The organism is Duganella radicis (genome assembly GCF_009720825.1).
GTDB lineage: Bacteria > Pseudomonadota > Gammaproteobacteria > Burkholderiales > Burkholderiaceae_D > Rugamonas > Rugamonas radicis.
This window is the reverse complement of the sequence record NZ_WNKY01000061.1, coordinates 1-13649: the sequence shown is the minus strand read 5'-3', so window position 1 is coordinate 13649 and position 13649 is coordinate 1. Positions and strand designations below refer to the sequence as shown.

The window sequence follows — 13649 nt, the reverse complement described above, 5'->3', positions numbered from 1 at the left end:
GCAGTACGCTTGCGAGCGCTTCAGCGTGCCGCGAACTTCCTGCTGTAGAAGGAATTCATTTGCCTGACCAATTCGCGCAGGGTTGCTCTGGTGGTTTCGTGGGTCGCCACCGAGAGCTTGACCGAGCCCATGACAATACGCTCGCTGAGCAAGAGTGGTTCGAATTGATGGATTGACTGGCACATTTTTGCCGCTTTTTATGCTCATTCAGCACAACCACAAGCCTTTGATTGTACGTATTTTTCGTCAACAAACTGAAACTCTTGGCGATTCTTTCTGCCGCTTTTTTTGCCGCCCTGATTGTTACTTGGGCCAGCACCGCCAAATACCACCTTTACAAATGTAGAAATATTCCAACCGGGCCAAGCCGCGGCTGGGCTACACTAGGCCACCACTTTCCCACGGAGCCGAGCCATGACCCGCAAGACCGCCGCCGATTTTGATCCGGAAGTCCTCAAGCTGTTCGACCAGTACGTGCACGGCAATATCAACCGGCGCGATTTCCTGTCGTCGGCCACGCGTTATGCGGTGGGTGGCGTCACGGCGGCTGGCCTGCTCAGCGCGCTCAGCCCGAGCTTTGCCGCGCCGCTGGTCACGCCGGACGATCAGCGCCTCAACGCCCGTTTTGTCGAGATTCCTTCGCCCGAAGGCAACGGTACGGTGCGCGGCTATCTGGTCTCGCCCAAGGACGCCAAGGGCAAGCTGCCGCTGGTGCTGGTGGTGCATGAGAATCGCGGCCTGAATCCGCATATCGAAGACATCGCCCGCCGCCTCGCGCTGGACGGCTTCGTCGCCTTCGCGCCCGACGCCTTGTATTCCCTCGGCGGTTATCCCGGCGACGAGGACAAGGCGCGCGCCCTGTTCGGCAAGCTGGACCAGGCCAAGACCCGCGCCGATTTCGTCACCGCCGCGCGCTGGCTGCAACAGCAGCCGCAAGGCAATGGCAAGCTGGGCGTGGTCGGCTTCTGCTACGGCGGCGGCATCGCCAATTATCTGGCCACGCAGCTGCCGGACTTGCTGGCCGCCGTGCCCTTCTACGGCGCGCAGCCGAAGGCCGAGGACGTGCCCCGCATCAAGGCCCATCTGCTGATCCACGACGCCGAGAAAGATGAGCGCATCCGCGCCGGCTGGCCGGCTTACGAAAAAGCCTTGAAGGACGCGCACGTGAATTACCAATACCACGTGTATGCCGGCGTCGAGCACGGCTTCAACAACGACACCACGCCGCGCTACGATGCCGCCGCCGCCAAGCTGGCCTGGCAACGCACCATCGACTTCTTCCGCGTCCGCCTGGCCTGAGGAGCTAGGGCGCCGCGGCGTAGCGGCGGGTCAGCGTATCGATCTGGTGGGCGCCATGCGCGCCCAGCCAGTTCCAGATGGCTTCGACCTGCTCGCGGTTGCGTCGGTAGTAGTCGCGATTGGCACCCAGCCACACGTAGGAAACGCTGAGCGGCTTGTCCAGCCGTGCCAGTTGCCCGTTGAGATAGGGGTCCAACGCCGACGGCGTCATCAACGCCACGGTAAAGCCATCCACACGCTTGAGGCGCAGCTTGTCGAAGTTGCTCTCCGAGCTGACACTGCCGTCATCCACCTGCAAGCCGGCCGCCCTGAGCTGGGACGCCAGCATCGTGCCCTGATTGGCAGCCAGCATATGGGTCTTGAAATAGCGCTGCGGATCGGTTGCCGGCGACAGCCTGTCCTCGCTGCGCACAAACACCACGGCCATGCTGCGCAGCGCCCGCCGCGTATCGAGTTCGCCATGGACGGTGGTGGCCACCACGTAGTCGGCTTGCTTATCGCCCGGAGTATAAGTCGGCGCGACGTCGATCTTGCCGCTGGCCAGCGCCATGCGCACCCGCGCCGCCGGCAGGCGCACAAACACCGGCGCACAACCGCCGCTACGCACCGCGTCGCGGAACAATTCCACCAGCACGCCCGGCCGCTCGGGCACCTCCGCGCCATTGCCGACGTAGTAAGGCAGGCGCTCGCGATCGGAATAGCCCACCCGCACCGGAGTGCACGCTTCGGCGGCATGCGCTCCCGCGCAAACGAACAGTAACAGGCTGGCCCAGTGCTTCATCTCGTGTCCCATGAATACGCCCGAGTATAACCCGGCTTATTCATAGCGCAACATCAGGCGCTGCCACTCGGGGTCGTCGCGCACCTTGCGCAGCACCGGCGCGATTCTGTCGTAGACCGGCGCCAGGTTGTGCGGCACCAGGAAGCGGCGCTCGGTCTGTCGCGCCGGCAGCGCGACCATGTAGCGGTCCAGCGCGAACGGCGCGGTCCACAGGTATTTTTTCTGGGCGCCGTCGTCGAACCAGTGCGGCATCATGCCGATGATGATGCCATCCAGCTGACCGCTCTCGGCTTTCAATTGCAGGCGCTTGCGCGGCAGGTAAATGAGCTTGAATTGCAGGTCACCCGGTTTTTGACGGTTCAGCCAGGCCACCATGTCGGGGTAAATGCCGGTGCCGTCGGCCAGTACCAGCGGCGCCACCTGCGCGCTGGTGTAAACGAAGATGGTCTCAGCCCGCAGCGTGCCGCATAACATTGCCAGCAAGACCAGATATTTTTTCATGACGAAACAGCGCAGAATGGTGAGCCCATTCTGCGCTGTTAGCAAAGTCCGGTCAACCGATCAGGACTTGGCGAAGGCCAGGAAGTCGGCGTTGAACTTGTCCTTGTGGGTGTCGGTCAGGCCGTGTGGGGCGCCCGGGTAGACGATCAGCCTGGAACCTTTGACGATCCTGGCCGAGGCAATGCCCGAGGCTTTGATCGGCACGATCTGGTCGTCATCGCCGTGGATGATCAGGGTCGGCTTGTCGAACTTTTTCAGGTCGTCGCGGAAGTCGGTTTCCGAGAAGGCCTTGATCGAGTCGTAGGTGTTCTTGAAGCCGCCCTGCATGCCCTGCGAGTACCACGCCTGGATGATGCCCTGCGATGGCTTGGCGCCCGGACGGTTGTAGTTGTAGAACGGACCCGAGGCGATATCCAGGTACAACTGGCCGCGATCCTTGAGCTGGCCGGCGCGGATGCCGTCAAACACTTCCAGCGGCAAGCCGTCCGGATTGTCGGCGGTTTTCAGCATCAGCGGTGGCACGGCCGAGATCAGGCCCAGCTTGGCGATGCGCTTGGTGCCGTAGCGGCCGACGTAGCGCGCCACCTCGCCGCCGCCGGTCGAGAAGCCGGCCAGGATGATGTTTTTCAAATCCAGCACCTCGATCAGCTGCGCCAGATCGTCGGCGTAGTGGTCCATGTCGTTGCCATCCCAGGGCTGGCTGGAACGGCCGTGGCCACGACGGTCATGGGTGATGACGCGGAAGCCATTATTCGCCAGGAAGAACGCGGCCGATTCCCAGCTGTCCGAGCTCAGCGGCCAGCCGTGGCTCAGGATTACCGGTTGGCCGTTGCGTGGACCCCAATCCTTGTAATAGATCTCGACGCCGTCGCGGGTGGTGATGGTGCTGGCGGTTTTGCTGACCGGGCCGCCCTTGGCGGTGGCGGCTTGCGCTTCGGCCGTGCCCAGCGCGGCCAGCGGCACGGCAACGGCGGCCGCAGCGGCACCGGCGCCGCTGAAAATGGCGGAACGACGGGAAAGGCTGATAACTTGGTCTTGGGTATTTTTGCTCACGATTAAGGCTCCATTTATATAGTTAACGATTTGATTGTGCGCTACATGTACTCAATATATATTGCGCGCTATTCGATAGCAAGCTATTTTTAAATATTTTTACAGGCCGCCCGGAGGCGGCCCGGCGTGATTACGATTTGGCGAAGGCCAGGAAGTCAGCGTTGAACTTGTCCTTGTGGGTATCGGTCAGGCCGTGTGGGGCGCCCGGGTAGACGATCAGCCTGGAACCTTTGACGATCCTGGCCGAGGCAATGCCCGAGGCTTTGATCGGCACGATCTGGTCATCATCGCCGTGGATGATCAGGGTCGGCTTGTCGAACTTTTTCAGGTCGTCGCGGAAGTCGGTTTCCGAGAAGGCCTTGATCGAGTCGTAGGTGTTCTTGAAGCCGCCCTGCATGCCCTGCGAGTACCACGCCTGGATGATGCCCTGCGATGGCTTGGCGCCCGGACGGTTGTAGTTGTAGAACGGACCCGAGGCGATATCCAGGTACAGCTGGCCGCGGTCCTTGAGCTGGCCGGCGCGGATGCCGTCAAACACTTCCAGCGGCAGGCCGTCCGGATTGTCGGCGGTCTTCAGCATCAGCGGTGGCACGGCCGAGATCAGGCCCAGCTTGGCGATGCGCTTGGTGCCGTAGCGGCCGACGTAGCGCGCCACCTCGCCGCCGCCGGTCGAGAAGCCGGCCAGGATGATGTTTTTCAAATCCAGCGCCTCGATCAACTGCGCCAGATCGTCGGCGTAGTGGTCCATGTCGTTGCCATCCCAGGGCTGGCTGGAACGGCCGTGGCCACGGCGGTCGTGGGTGATGACGCGGAAGCCATTGTTCGCCAGGAAGAATGCGGCCGATTCCCAGCTGTCCGAGCTCAGCGGCCAGCCGTGGCTCAGGATCACCGGTTGGCCGTTGCGTGGCCCCCAATCCTTGTAATAGATCTCGACGCCGTCGCGGGTGGTGATGGTGCTGGCGGTTTTGCTGACCGGGCCGCCCTTGGCGGTGGCGGCTTGCGCTTCGGCCGTGCCCAGCGCGGCCAGCGGCAGGGCCACGGCGGCGGCAGCGGCGCCGGCGGAGTTGAACAGCGCGTTGCGGCGGGACAGGTTCACATTGTTAGCGTTCATGATCATTCTTCCTTTTAGTCGATGTATGGATATTCAGTGTTGTGCTACAGTCTTTTCGATCCGTAGCTGCGATGGAGTGAATCTTAGACTTCGCAAAACATTTGCGGAACAGACAACTCTGCAAGCTCACTTTGCAAAAACGCAGACCCCCAACATGGCAACAAGCAACGACTTCGACTGGAACGACATCCCGCTGATCCTCGCGCTGGCCCGCAGCGGCAGCATGAGCGCCACCGGCCGCCAGTTGGGCGTGGATGCCTCCACCATCAGCCGCCGCATTGCCGCCGCCGAGAAGGCGCTCAAGCTGCGCCTGTTCATCCGCGATAACACCGGTTACCAGCTCACCGACGCCGGCCAGGTCTTTGTCGAGCATGGCGAGGCGGTGTACGGCAATGTGCAGAGCATGCTGCAAGCGTCCTCGCAGGAGGCCGATGCCACCGTGGGCACGGTCAACATCACCTCGATCGATTTCCTGTTCGATTACTGGCTGCTGGACCATGTGCCGGCCCTGCATGCCCAGCACCCGCATCTGCAACTGACGCTGCAAGCGGAAAACCAGAACCTCTCCTTCACCCGCCGCGAGGCCGACTTTGCCCTGCGTCTCGGCAAGCCGAGCGAGGACGCGGCGCTGGTGATGCGCAAGCTGGGCGATCTCGGCTTCGCCGTCTACGGCCACGCCAGGTTCGCCGACACGCCGCGCGGCTGCTGGGGCACGCAGCCATGGATCGCCTACGACGATGCGCTGGCCTGTACCGGCGAGATGCAATGGCTGGCGGCGATGGAGCCGCAGCCGCGCAAAGTGCTCAAGGTGAACAGCCTGAGCACCATGGTGCGCGCCTGCCGCGCCGGCGTCGGCATGGCGCTCCTGCCCTGCATCATGGGTCAGCAGGAGGGCTTGCGGCGCATCGGCGAGAACGTCGAAGTGCAGCGCGATATCTGGCTGCTCAGCCATCGCGATGCAGGGTCAATCGCCCGCTTTAAAACCGTCTCATCCTGGCTGTCGCAGGTCTACGCCAGCAATGAACACCTGCTGTGCGGCGCGGTTTTAAACCCGTAAATCGCAGTCTATCCCCCGTTTTTTGCAGTTCGTCACATCCCGGTGGAGTGACGGATAGCCCTTGTCTATAGTTCACTCAACGCAACGAACTATTCACCCACCAAGGAGCTCAAAATGAACATCGCAAAAAACATGGAAGCCATCTTCGTAGCCGCCATCGTCGTCGCCAGCGCTACCACCTTCGCCACCGCGGCAGTGAACGAACCGGCCGCAGCGAGCGTGCCAGTGGTCGCTGTAGCGAAAGCCGAAGCCACCGTGATGCCGACCGTAACGGTCACCGCAAAGCGCCTGACCGCTGCCGAAAAAGCAGCCCTGTAATCCACGCGAATAACACGGAGCGCATGATGAAAAAATTGATGAAGGTAGCGATGCTGGCGGCGGTCCTGGGCAGCGGCGCACAAGCCGCACTGGCCGCCGATGTGATCAGCGAGAACCGCACCGTCGACGCGCGCGCCGTGAAGATCGAGCTGGATGGCGTGATCAGCCTGAAGGTAAAGCAAGGCGCGACCGCCTCGCTGACCATCTACGGCGAACCGGACGCCATCAAGAAAGTGGTGGTCGAACAAAGCGGCGAGACGCTGCACATCGGCACCGAGAAAGTGAACACTATCCACTTCGGCAACAAGCGCGAACTGCGCGCCGAGCTGACGCTGCCGAATCTGCGCCAACTGACGTCGGGCGGCGTGGGCGCCACGGAAGTGAGCGGATTTAACGGCGACAATCTGCGCCTGGCTTTGGACGGCGCCGGTTCCGTCAAGGTCGATGCGCAGTATCGCAATATCGACGTGCGCCTCGGCGGCGTGGGCGGCATGACCGTCAACGGCGGCAACAGCGACAACGTCGACCTGCATCTGAATGGTGCTGGCCGCATCGAGATGATAGGCCAGACCAAACAGTTACACGCCAGCCTTGGTGGCGTTGGCAGTCTGGATGCGCAACAGCTGCGCGCCGACACCATCGACGTCAACATGAGCGGCCTGGGTAGCGCGGCGGTCTACGCCAAGACCAGCGCCAATCTGAAACTCACGGGCATGGGTTCGGCCAAGGTGTACGGCAACCCGGCCAATCGTAACGCCAGCGCGCGCGGCATGGGCAGCATCGCCTGGCAGTAAAGAACGCTCCGGCCTGCGTGGCCGGGCTCCGGAAACACATGGGTGTGTTTTTACCGTCCGAAAGGAGCCCCCCTTCGGACGGTTTTTTTATTTGAGGTAGCGCGTGTCGTGACCTAGCACGATGCGCATGTCGGCGTAGGCGCTGGTGGCGCGTGTCGCCTGCAATGGCAGGCCGAGGCGGCGGCCCAGCTTCTGCGCCATGGCCTTTTGTTCGCGCTGGTATTCGATGCGGCTTTGCGGTTCGACGAAGGGCCGCACGTTGGACAAGCGTACTGTCTTCACACCCTCCATATCGAGCGTCCGCGCCAGCCGCGCGGCGGCGCCGGCGACGCCGTTGCCGTTGCTGATCTCCAGCCGCACCACGGCGCTGGCATCTGCTCCGGCGCCTGGAATGCGCAGCACCTCCACCAGACCAGCACTGACCCGGCGTACCTGGGTGCGCGGCACGCTGTCTTCGACGGCCTGCTTGAGCGTGGCGTAATCCTGCCGTACATCGTGCTTGCGCAGCGAGGCGGCTTGCAGGTACATGATGGCGGCGCGCTCACGTTCTCCCCCAACAGCCAGCGCCGCCGCCAGCCGCTCCCACTTTTCGGGATCGAGCGGATCGCGCAGGCAGGCTTGTTCCAGTGGCGTGATGACATCTGCCGCTGGCTCGGCGAGCCGCACGCCACTGCATGCCGCCAGCATGACGCAGCCGGCCGCGATGGTCTTCTTCATGGTGGCCTCCTAGTGAGTAAGCTGCATCATGCGGTAGACCTGGATGCCGGCGGGGCCGATCAATACCAGCATCAGCGTCGGGAAAATGCAGAAGATCAGCGGGAACAGCAGCTTGAGCGCGATCTTGGCGGCTGCTTCCTCGGCCAGCACGCTGCGCTTGCCGCGCAGGTTGTCCGAGTGAATGCGCAGCGAATCACCCATGCTGGTGCCGAAGCGCTCCGACTGGATCAGCATCGCCACCAGCGTATCGACATCCTCCACGCCGCTGCGCAAGGCAAGGTTGCGCAAGGCACGCTCCTTGGTGAAACCAGCGCGCATTTCCATCAGCGCGAGTTGCAGCTCCTGCGCCAGCGCCACGCTCTTGATATGAATTTCGCCGGCCACCTTGGCCAGCGCGCGCTCCAGACTCAAGCCGGCTTCCACGCACACCGTCAGCAAATCCAGCGCGTCGGGAAAGGTTTCGAAGATTTCGCGGCACCGCGTTGCGGCCTTGTGCGACAACACCGCGTTCGGCAGGTAGTAGCCGATGCCGGCCACCAGCAGCAACAGGTACATGAAGCCTTTCTGCGGCGCGCTCAGGGCGAAAGCGCCGCACAATGCGACGATGGCCGGCAGCCCAAGCGCCAGCAGCGTCTTGGCGGCAAAATATAAGGACGGCGCCGAGGCGCTGCGCCAGCCCGCATTCATGAAGCGCGTGCGCAGCGGCGAGCGTTCCCACCCCTCTTCCGGCAGTGACAGGCGCGAGAACGGCTGCGCCGCCTGCGCCACTTTCTCGACCCAGCCAACGCTCACAGGATCGGGGGCCGCTTCCGGTTGTTCCACCACCTCCGTCAGGCGCTCGCGCAAGGCCACCGGTGAAAACACCAGCAGCGCCGCCACCGCAATACCGGCGGCAACCAGAAAGACCAGCGCCAGGAATACGATCTGCGATCCATTCATGCCATCCTCCGTTTCAGACGCGGATGCGTATCAGCTTGCGCATCCACAGCACGCCGCCGGCTGCAACCACCAGCGCGTACCACAGCAGGTGCACACCGATAGGATCGGTCCACAGCACGCGGATGTAAGCCGGATTGGTCACCATCATCAGCGCCACCACGCCCAGCGGCAGCAAGCCAAGCACCCATGCCGACATGCGTCCCTCGGCCGACATCACCCGTACCTGTGCCAGCAGCTTCAAACGCGCGCGTATCAGCCGGCTGATGTTGCCGAACACCTCGGCCAGATTGCCGCCCGACTCGCGCTGTATCAGCACCGCGATGACCAGATAGCGCAAATCCGTCAGCGGCACGCGCAGCGCCAGGTTGTGCAGGGCTTCGTTCATCGGCACGCCGTAATTGATCTCCTCGTAGGCGAACTTGAATTCGCCGGCGATCGGTTCCGGCATTTCCTCCCCCACCATCTGCATCACATTGGCGAAGGAATGACCGGCGCGCAGCGCGCGGCCGAGGAAGTCGGCCGCCTCCGGCAGCTGCTCCTCCAGCTTGCGCAGGCGCGCACCACGGGTGCGCATCAGCACCAGCCACGGCACGGCCAGCGTCAAAAGCAGCACGCCGGCGGCCGGTACCAAGGGCATGTGCAGCATCTGCGGCAGCAGCAGGCCAAGCATGGCCGCCGCCAGCGAGCAGCCGACAAACTGCGCCACCGACCAGCGCACGCCGGCCTGCATCAGCAAGCGGTCCAGCAAAGCCAGGCGGCCGACGCGGCGCAGCAGCTTTTCCAGCGCGGGATGGCGGCTGTAGGTACGGCGCTTGAGAATGTCGACCCGTTCGCTGCCACCGTCGGCGCTGGCGGCCATCAGGCGCAAGCGCTTGGCGATGCGGCGCGCCGCGCCGCCATGAGCACCGGACCACCACAGCCAGGCTCCCTCGATCATCAGGATCACGGCGGCAAACAGCAGCACAGCGAAGCCGGAGAAGATCGCATCCATGATGGTCACTCGTAGATTTTGTCCGGATCGAATACCGAATCCGGCACCGCCACGCCGAACATGCGCAGTCGGTCGGCGAAGCGCGGACGCACGCCGGTGGCGTAAAAGTGCCCCTGCACCCTGCCCTGCGCGTCCACGCCCTTCTGCTCGAATCGGAAGATTTCGTGCATGGCGATCACCTCCCCTTCCATCCCGGTCACCTCCTGCAAGCTGACCAGCTTGCGCGTGCCGTCGGTCAGGCGCGAGACCTGCATCACCACCGTCACGGCGGAGCAGATCTGCTGTCGTGTGGCGCGCGGCGTCAGGTTCACACCAGCCATGCCGACCATGTTCTCCAGCCGCGACAGGGCATCGCGCGGCGTGTTGGAGTGGATGGTGGCCAGCGAGCCTTCGTGGCCGGTGTTCATCGCTTGCAGCATGTCCAGTGCTTCCGGGCCGCGCACCTCGCCGAGGATGATGCGGTCTGGCCGCATGCGTAGCGCATTGCGCACCAGCGAGCGCTGATTGACTTCGCCCTTGCCTTCAATGTTCGGCGGCCGCGTTTCAAGCCGCACCACATGCGGCTGGCGCAGCGCCAATTCGGCCGCATCCTCAATCGTGACGATGCGCTCATGCCCCGGGATGAAGCCGGACAGCACGTTCAGCATGGTGGTCTTGCCCGAGCCGGTGCCGCCGGAGATCAGGATGTTGATCTTGGCATGGCCCAGTGCTTTCAATACCTCCACCATGGGCGGCGTCAGGCTGCGGTAGTCCAGCAGGTTCTCGATGCTGAGCGGATTCACCGCGAAGCGCCGTATCGACAGAATGGGGCCATCGATCGCCAGCGGCGGGATGATGGCGTTCACGCGCGAGCCGTCGGGCAGGCGGGCGTCGACCATCGGGCTCGATTCATCCACGCGCCGGCCCACCCGCGAGACGATCTTCTCGATGATCTTCATCAGGTGAGCGTTGTCGTTGAAGGTGGTCTCGGTCAGTTCCAGCTTGCCCGAGCGTTCGACATAGACCCTGGCGGCGGTGTTGACCAGAATATCCGACACGCCGGGATCGGCCAGCAAGGGCTCCAGCGGCCCGAAGCCCAGCATCTCGTGCTGGATGTCCAGCACCAGATTGTGGCGCTCATGCTGATTCAGCACGATGCGCTCTTCCTCGATGATGCGCTGGACCAGCAGCGCCAGCTCGTGCTTGAACTGCTCCGGCGTCAGGCGCTTCAAGCGCTCAAGGTCGATGCGGTCCAGGATAGTCTGGTGCATGGACTTCTTCAATTCCTGATAGGCCGCCGCCGCAAGGCCGGGCAGGCCGTTGTTGCTGCGGACATCGTCTGCGTGCGACAGGCGTTCGCGTAAGCTCATGTCATCCTCCATCGTTGCGGCCGAAGATGCGGTCGAATAGTCCTTTGCTTTCCGAGACGCGGCGCGCCGCCACCAGCTCCACCAACTCGGCCAGGCTGCGCGCCACCGCGCTGCTGCGCGACAGCTGCAATACCGGTATGCCCTGGTTCACGGAGTCGGTCGCCGACAGGTAATCGTTGGGCACCGTATGCACCACGTCCGCGCCCAGCGCCTGTTCCAGATCCATCAGACGCAGCTTGCCGCCCTTCTCGTAGCGATTGACGATCAGGCGCGTGCGCTCGTTGGGATAGCCGAGCGAGCGGAAGATGTCCAACAGGCGGCGACCGTCGCGGATATCGGGCAGTGCCAGTTGCAGCACTGGGTAGATGGTGTCCGCCTGATCCAGCGCGCGCAGTGAAATGGCGTCGATCTGGCGGCCCACGTCCAGCACCACAAAGTCGTAATGCTGGCGCGCCACGTGCAGGATGGTGTCCATGTGTTCCGGCTTCATGTCCACCGCGCCATTGGGATCGTCAGCCGCCGCCAGCACGCCGAAGTTGGAAGCCACGTGTACCAGGCAGGAGTCGAGGAAGGCGCCATCCATGCGGCTGATCTGCGCGCAGATGTCGGACAGCGTCATGGCGGGCTTCTGGTCGGAGACGTACAGCGTGGCGTCGCCGAATTGGCCATGCAGGTCGATCAGCAGCACCTTGCGGTCCGCCAGCGCGGCCAGCGCGTAGCCGAAATTGGTCGATAAAAAAGTCGCGCCGCTACCGCCCTTGCAGGAGATGAAGGCCAGTACCTTGCCTTCGCGGACGGGACTCAGGCCGGCCGCCACTTCGATGCGGTCCATGGCTTCGTGGAAGGCGCGGTGCACCAACGGCAGTTGCAGTACCTCGCGCATGCCGGCGCGCATGGCGCGGATGAGCAGATCCTGCTGCGGATCGCGCGTCAGCAGCATGAAGGAGGCCGAGGGATACTGCTTGCCCAGGCGGTCCACCAGTTCGCCCTCGTCGGCTGCGATGTCGCTGGCATCGAGCACCACCAGTTCCGGCATTTCCGGCAGCTGTCGCTCCACCGCGTCACGCAGGCCGTTGCGCGACGCCACCAACTGCACCGCAGGCATGCGCGCCGAGCCTTGCGCCGCGATCTCCGCGTGCAGCAGGCTGTCCTTGCTGATCATGAGCGCTTTCATTTGGCACCATTACCCAGCAGGGACGCGGGCTGCTCGCCGCTGGCTTTCTGATAGCGTTCGTAGGCGGAGCGCGCGGTGCGGCCATCCATGCCGGCCACCGGATCGCTATTGCGCGCGGCTTCCGGATGCATGATCTGCTGCGCCAGCACCAGGCGCGTATCGAAGCCGACGGGCTGGGGCGGATGGGCGGCGCAGGCGGACAGCGTGCTTGCCGCCAGCATGGGCAAAAGGTATCGCATGGGATGTCCTCGTTATGGCAGTTTGTAGTTGGCCGGCAGCGGCTGCACCAGATGCGGCGTCACGATGAAGAGCAGTTCGGTGCGGTCCTGCTGGAAGTCGGTGCTGCGGAACAGCGCGCCCAGCACCGGCAGTTCGCCGAGGATGGGCAAGCCGTTGACGTTGTTGGTCTGGCTGTTTTTAATCAGGCCGCCGATGGCGAAGCTCTGGCCATCGAACAGTTCCACCGTGGTGGAGGCGCGGCGCGTGGTAATCAAGGGAAGCACGGAAGCGCCGGTGAAGCCCGCGGCCGAAATGCCGATGCCTTCGCGCGAAATCTCCGACACTTCCGGCGCCACCCTCAGGTTGATGCGGCCGCCCGCCAGCACGGTGGGCGTGAAGCGCAGACCAACGCCGAATTCTTTTTCTTCCAGCGTGACCTTGTTGTTGTCCTGCGCGACCGGCACGAAGATGCGGCCGCCCGCGAGGAAGCTGCCTTCCTGGCCGCTGATTGCCATCACGGTTGGTTCGGCCAGCACGCGCACGTGTGCGTCCTGCCTGTCGGCGGCGAGGCGCGCGCGGTTGCCGACGCTGAGCAGGCTTTTCAGCGTGCCGCTGACGAAGTTGGATGACAGCGTGCTGGCCCAGCTGCCACCGCCGAAGTTGATGGTGACGCCGGCTTCCAGCTTGTCCAGCAGGGATTTGGAGACTTCGGCGATTTTCACCTCCAGCATCACCTGCTGCGGCGCGCCGATGTTGAGGAAGTTAACGATGCGGGCGCTGGCCTGCGCGGCTTGCGTGGCCGGCGTGGAAGGTGTGGCTGACGTGGCGGCGGCCGCTCCGGCGCCCTTGCCGACGGCGTCCAGCGGCTGCGCGGGACGGCGCACAAAGGCGGCCGCCAGTTCCAGCACGCGCGCGGCGGTCGGTGCATCGTCCACGGTGCCGCTGATGACCAGCGTATCGCCGGCGGCGCTGACCTGGATGTTTTTCTGCTCCGGCATCAACGCGGCCAGCGATTGCTGCAAGCCGGCGGGATCGATGCCGACCACCACTTCGATCACGTTGCACAAGCCGCTGCGGCCCTGCACGATCATATTGCTGCTGCCAATGTCCACGCCCACCACGTACAGCGTGTCCGGCGCCACCAGCATGGCTTGCAGCACCGCCGGATTGCCGACACTGCGCGCCTGCACCGCCTCCGGCATGCGCATCAGCGTGGACTTCCCCAGTTGCAGCGACAGGCTGCCCGGCTGCGCCGCCTGGCCGGTGCAGCGCAAGCCGCTGTCGCCCGGCGATGCGGCGGCGCCGGCCAGCGTGACGGCGGCGGTGGACCTCGTGGCCGGCGTGGC

15 protein-coding genes are annotated in these 13649 nt (G+C 63.9%); 4 read left to right on the top strand and 11 right to left on the bottom strand.

Features of this window, described 5'->3' with window-relative positions; all coding sequences use genetic code 11:
• Positions 1–414: 414 nt before the first annotated feature.
• Positions 415–1299, top strand: a complete 885-nt coding sequence (locus GM676_RS28940) for a dienelactone hydrolase family protein (RefSeq protein ID WP_155467862.1) — start codon at positions 415–417, stop codon at positions 1297–1299.
• Between the two features lie 4 nt (positions 1300–1303).
• Here GM676_RS28940 and GM676_RS28935 read toward each other — a convergent pair whose 3' ends face one another.
• The 4 genes from GM676_RS28935 to GM676_RS28920 form a co-directional block, all read right to left on the bottom strand.
• Positions 1304–2092 carry a transporter substrate-binding domain-containing protein gene (locus GM676_RS28935; protein WP_155467860.1) on the bottom strand — a complete coding sequence of 263 codons (789 nt, stop codon included), beginning with the start codon at positions 2090–2092 and terminating at the stop codon, positions 1304–1306.
• A 24-nt stretch (positions 2093–2116) separates the two neighbouring features.
• The gene (locus tag GM676_RS28930) at positions 2117–2581 is read right to left on the bottom strand and encodes a hypothetical protein (protein ID WP_155467858.1); all 465 of its coding nucleotides are present in this window, start codon (positions 2579–2581) and stop codon (positions 2117–2119) included.
• A gap of 60 nt (positions 2582–2641) precedes the next feature.
• On the bottom strand, positions 2642–3634 hold the full coding sequence (locus GM676_RS28925) for an alpha/beta fold hydrolase (RefSeq protein WP_371866405.1): 993 nt from the start codon (positions 3632–3634) through the stop codon (positions 2642–2644).
• Positions 3635–3764: 130 nt separating this feature from the next.
• Positions 3765–4745 carry an alpha/beta fold hydrolase gene (locus tag GM676_RS28920; protein WP_229262913.1) on the bottom strand — a complete coding sequence of 327 codons (981 nt, stop codon included), beginning with the start codon at positions 4743–4745 and terminating at the stop codon, positions 3765–3767.
• Between the two features lie 154 nt (positions 4746–4899).
• On the opposite strand from GM676_RS28920, the gene GM676_RS28915 reads away from it, so the two are divergent.
• The 3 genes from GM676_RS28915 (at position 4900) to GM676_RS28905 (ending at position 6914) form a co-directional block, all read left to right on the top strand.
• Positions 4900–5802, top strand: a complete 903-nt coding sequence (locus GM676_RS28915; protein ID WP_155467854.1) for a LysR family transcriptional regulator — start codon at positions 4900–4902, stop codon at positions 5800–5802.
• A gap of 114 nt (positions 5803–5916) precedes the next feature.
• The gene (locus GM676_RS28910) at positions 5917–6120 is read left to right on the top strand and encodes a hypothetical protein (protein ID WP_155467853.1); all 204 of its coding nucleotides are present in this window, start codon (positions 5917–5919) and stop codon (positions 6118–6120) included.
• A 23-nt stretch (positions 6121–6143) separates the two neighbouring features.
• The gene (locus GM676_RS28905; protein ID WP_229262912.1) at positions 6144–6914 is read left to right on the top strand and encodes a head GIN domain-containing protein; all 771 of its coding nucleotides are present in this window, start codon (positions 6144–6146) and stop codon (positions 6912–6914) included.
• A gap of 87 nt (positions 6915–7001) precedes the next feature.
• Here GM676_RS28905 and GM676_RS28900 read toward each other — a convergent pair whose 3' ends face one another.
• The 7 genes from GM676_RS28900 to GM676_RS28870 form a co-directional block, all read right to left on the bottom strand.
• The gene (locus GM676_RS28900) at positions 7002–7631 is read right to left on the bottom strand and encodes a LytR C-terminal domain-containing protein (RefSeq protein ID WP_155467851.1); all 630 of its coding nucleotides are present in this window, start codon (positions 7629–7631) and stop codon (positions 7002–7004) included.
• Positions 7632–7640: 9 nt separating this feature from the next.
• Positions 7641–8570, bottom strand: a complete 930-nt coding sequence (locus GM676_RS28895; RefSeq protein WP_155467850.1) for a type II secretion system F family protein — start codon at positions 8568–8570, stop codon at positions 7641–7643.
• A 13-nt stretch (positions 8571–8583) separates the two neighbouring features.
• A complete protein-coding gene (locus GM676_RS28890) occupies positions 8584–9561 on the bottom strand; it encodes a type II secretion system F family protein (protein WP_155467849.1) in 978 nt (325 codons plus the stop codon).
• Positions 9562–9566: 5 nt separating this feature from the next.
• Complete coding sequence (locus GM676_RS28885) at positions 9567–10910, bottom strand: TadA family conjugal transfer-associated ATPase (RefSeq protein WP_211923312.1); 1344 nt, start codon at positions 10908–10910, stop codon at positions 9567–9569.
• A 1-nt stretch (position 10911) separates the two neighbouring features.
• Positions 10912–12084: a CpaE/TadZ family protein gene (locus GM676_RS28880; RefSeq protein ID WP_155467847.1), complete on the bottom strand. Its 1173-nt coding sequence runs from the start codon at positions 12082–12084 to the stop codon at positions 10912–10914.
• Positions 12081–12323 (bottom strand): hypothetical protein, encoded by a 243-nt coding sequence (locus GM676_RS28875; protein WP_155467846.1) that lies wholly within the window; start codon positions 12321–12323, stop codon positions 12081–12083. The genes GM676_RS28880 and GM676_RS28875 overlap by 4 nt, the downstream gene beginning before the upstream one ends.
• A gap of 12 nt (positions 12324–12335) precedes the next feature.
• Positions 12336–13649 (bottom strand): type II and III secretion system protein family protein (locus GM676_RS28870; RefSeq protein ID WP_155467845.1); only part of this gene is annotated, 1314 nt, incomplete at its 5' end.

Coding starts and splice junctions, on each gene's coding strand:
- GM676_RS28880 (WP_155467847.1), bottom strand. CDS start 12,084: ATGAAAGCGCTCATGATCAGCAAGGACAGCCTGCTGCACGCGGAGATC.
- GM676_RS28935 (WP_155467860.1), bottom strand. CDS start 2,092: ATGGGACACGAGATGAAGCACTGGGCCAGCCTGTTACTGTTCGTTTGC.
- GM676_RS28875 (WP_155467846.1), bottom strand. CDS start 12,323: ATGCGATACCTTTTGCCCATGCTGGCGGCAAGCACGCTGTCCGCCTGC.
- GM676_RS28910 (WP_155467853.1), top strand. CDS start 5,917: ATGAACATCGCAAAAAACATGGAAGCCATCTTCGTAGCCGCCATCGTC.
- GM676_RS28890 (WP_155467849.1), bottom strand. CDS start 9,561: ATGGATGCGATCTTCTCCGGCTTCGCTGTGCTGCTGTTTGCCGCCGTG.
- GM676_RS28920 (WP_229262913.1), bottom strand. CDS start 4,745: ATGAACGCTAACAATGTGAACCTGTCCCGCCGCAACGCGCTGTTCAAC.
- GM676_RS28895 (WP_155467850.1), bottom strand. CDS start 8,570: ATGAATGGATCGCAGATCGTATTCCTGGCGCTGGTCTTTCTGGTTGCC.
- GM676_RS28930 (WP_155467858.1), bottom strand. CDS start 2,581: ATGAAAAAATATCTGGTCTTGCTGGCAATGTTATGCGGCACGCTGCGG.
- GM676_RS28900 (WP_155467851.1), bottom strand. CDS start 7,631: ATGAAGAAGACCATCGCGGCCGGCTGCGTCATGCTGGCGGCATGCAGT.
- GM676_RS28940 (WP_155467862.1), top strand. CDS start 415: ATGACCCGCAAGACCGCCGCCGATTTTGATCCGGAAGTCCTCAAGCTG.
- GM676_RS28905 (WP_229262912.1), top strand. CDS start 6,144: ATGATGAAAAAATTGATGAAGGTAGCGATGCTGGCGGCGGTCCTGGGC.
- GM676_RS28885 (WP_211923312.1), bottom strand. CDS start 10,910: ATGAGCTTACGCGAACGCCTGTCGCACGCAGACGATGTCCGCAGCAAC.
- GM676_RS28915 (WP_155467854.1), top strand. CDS start 4,900: ATGGCAACAAGCAACGACTTCGACTGGAACGACATCCCGCTGATCCTC.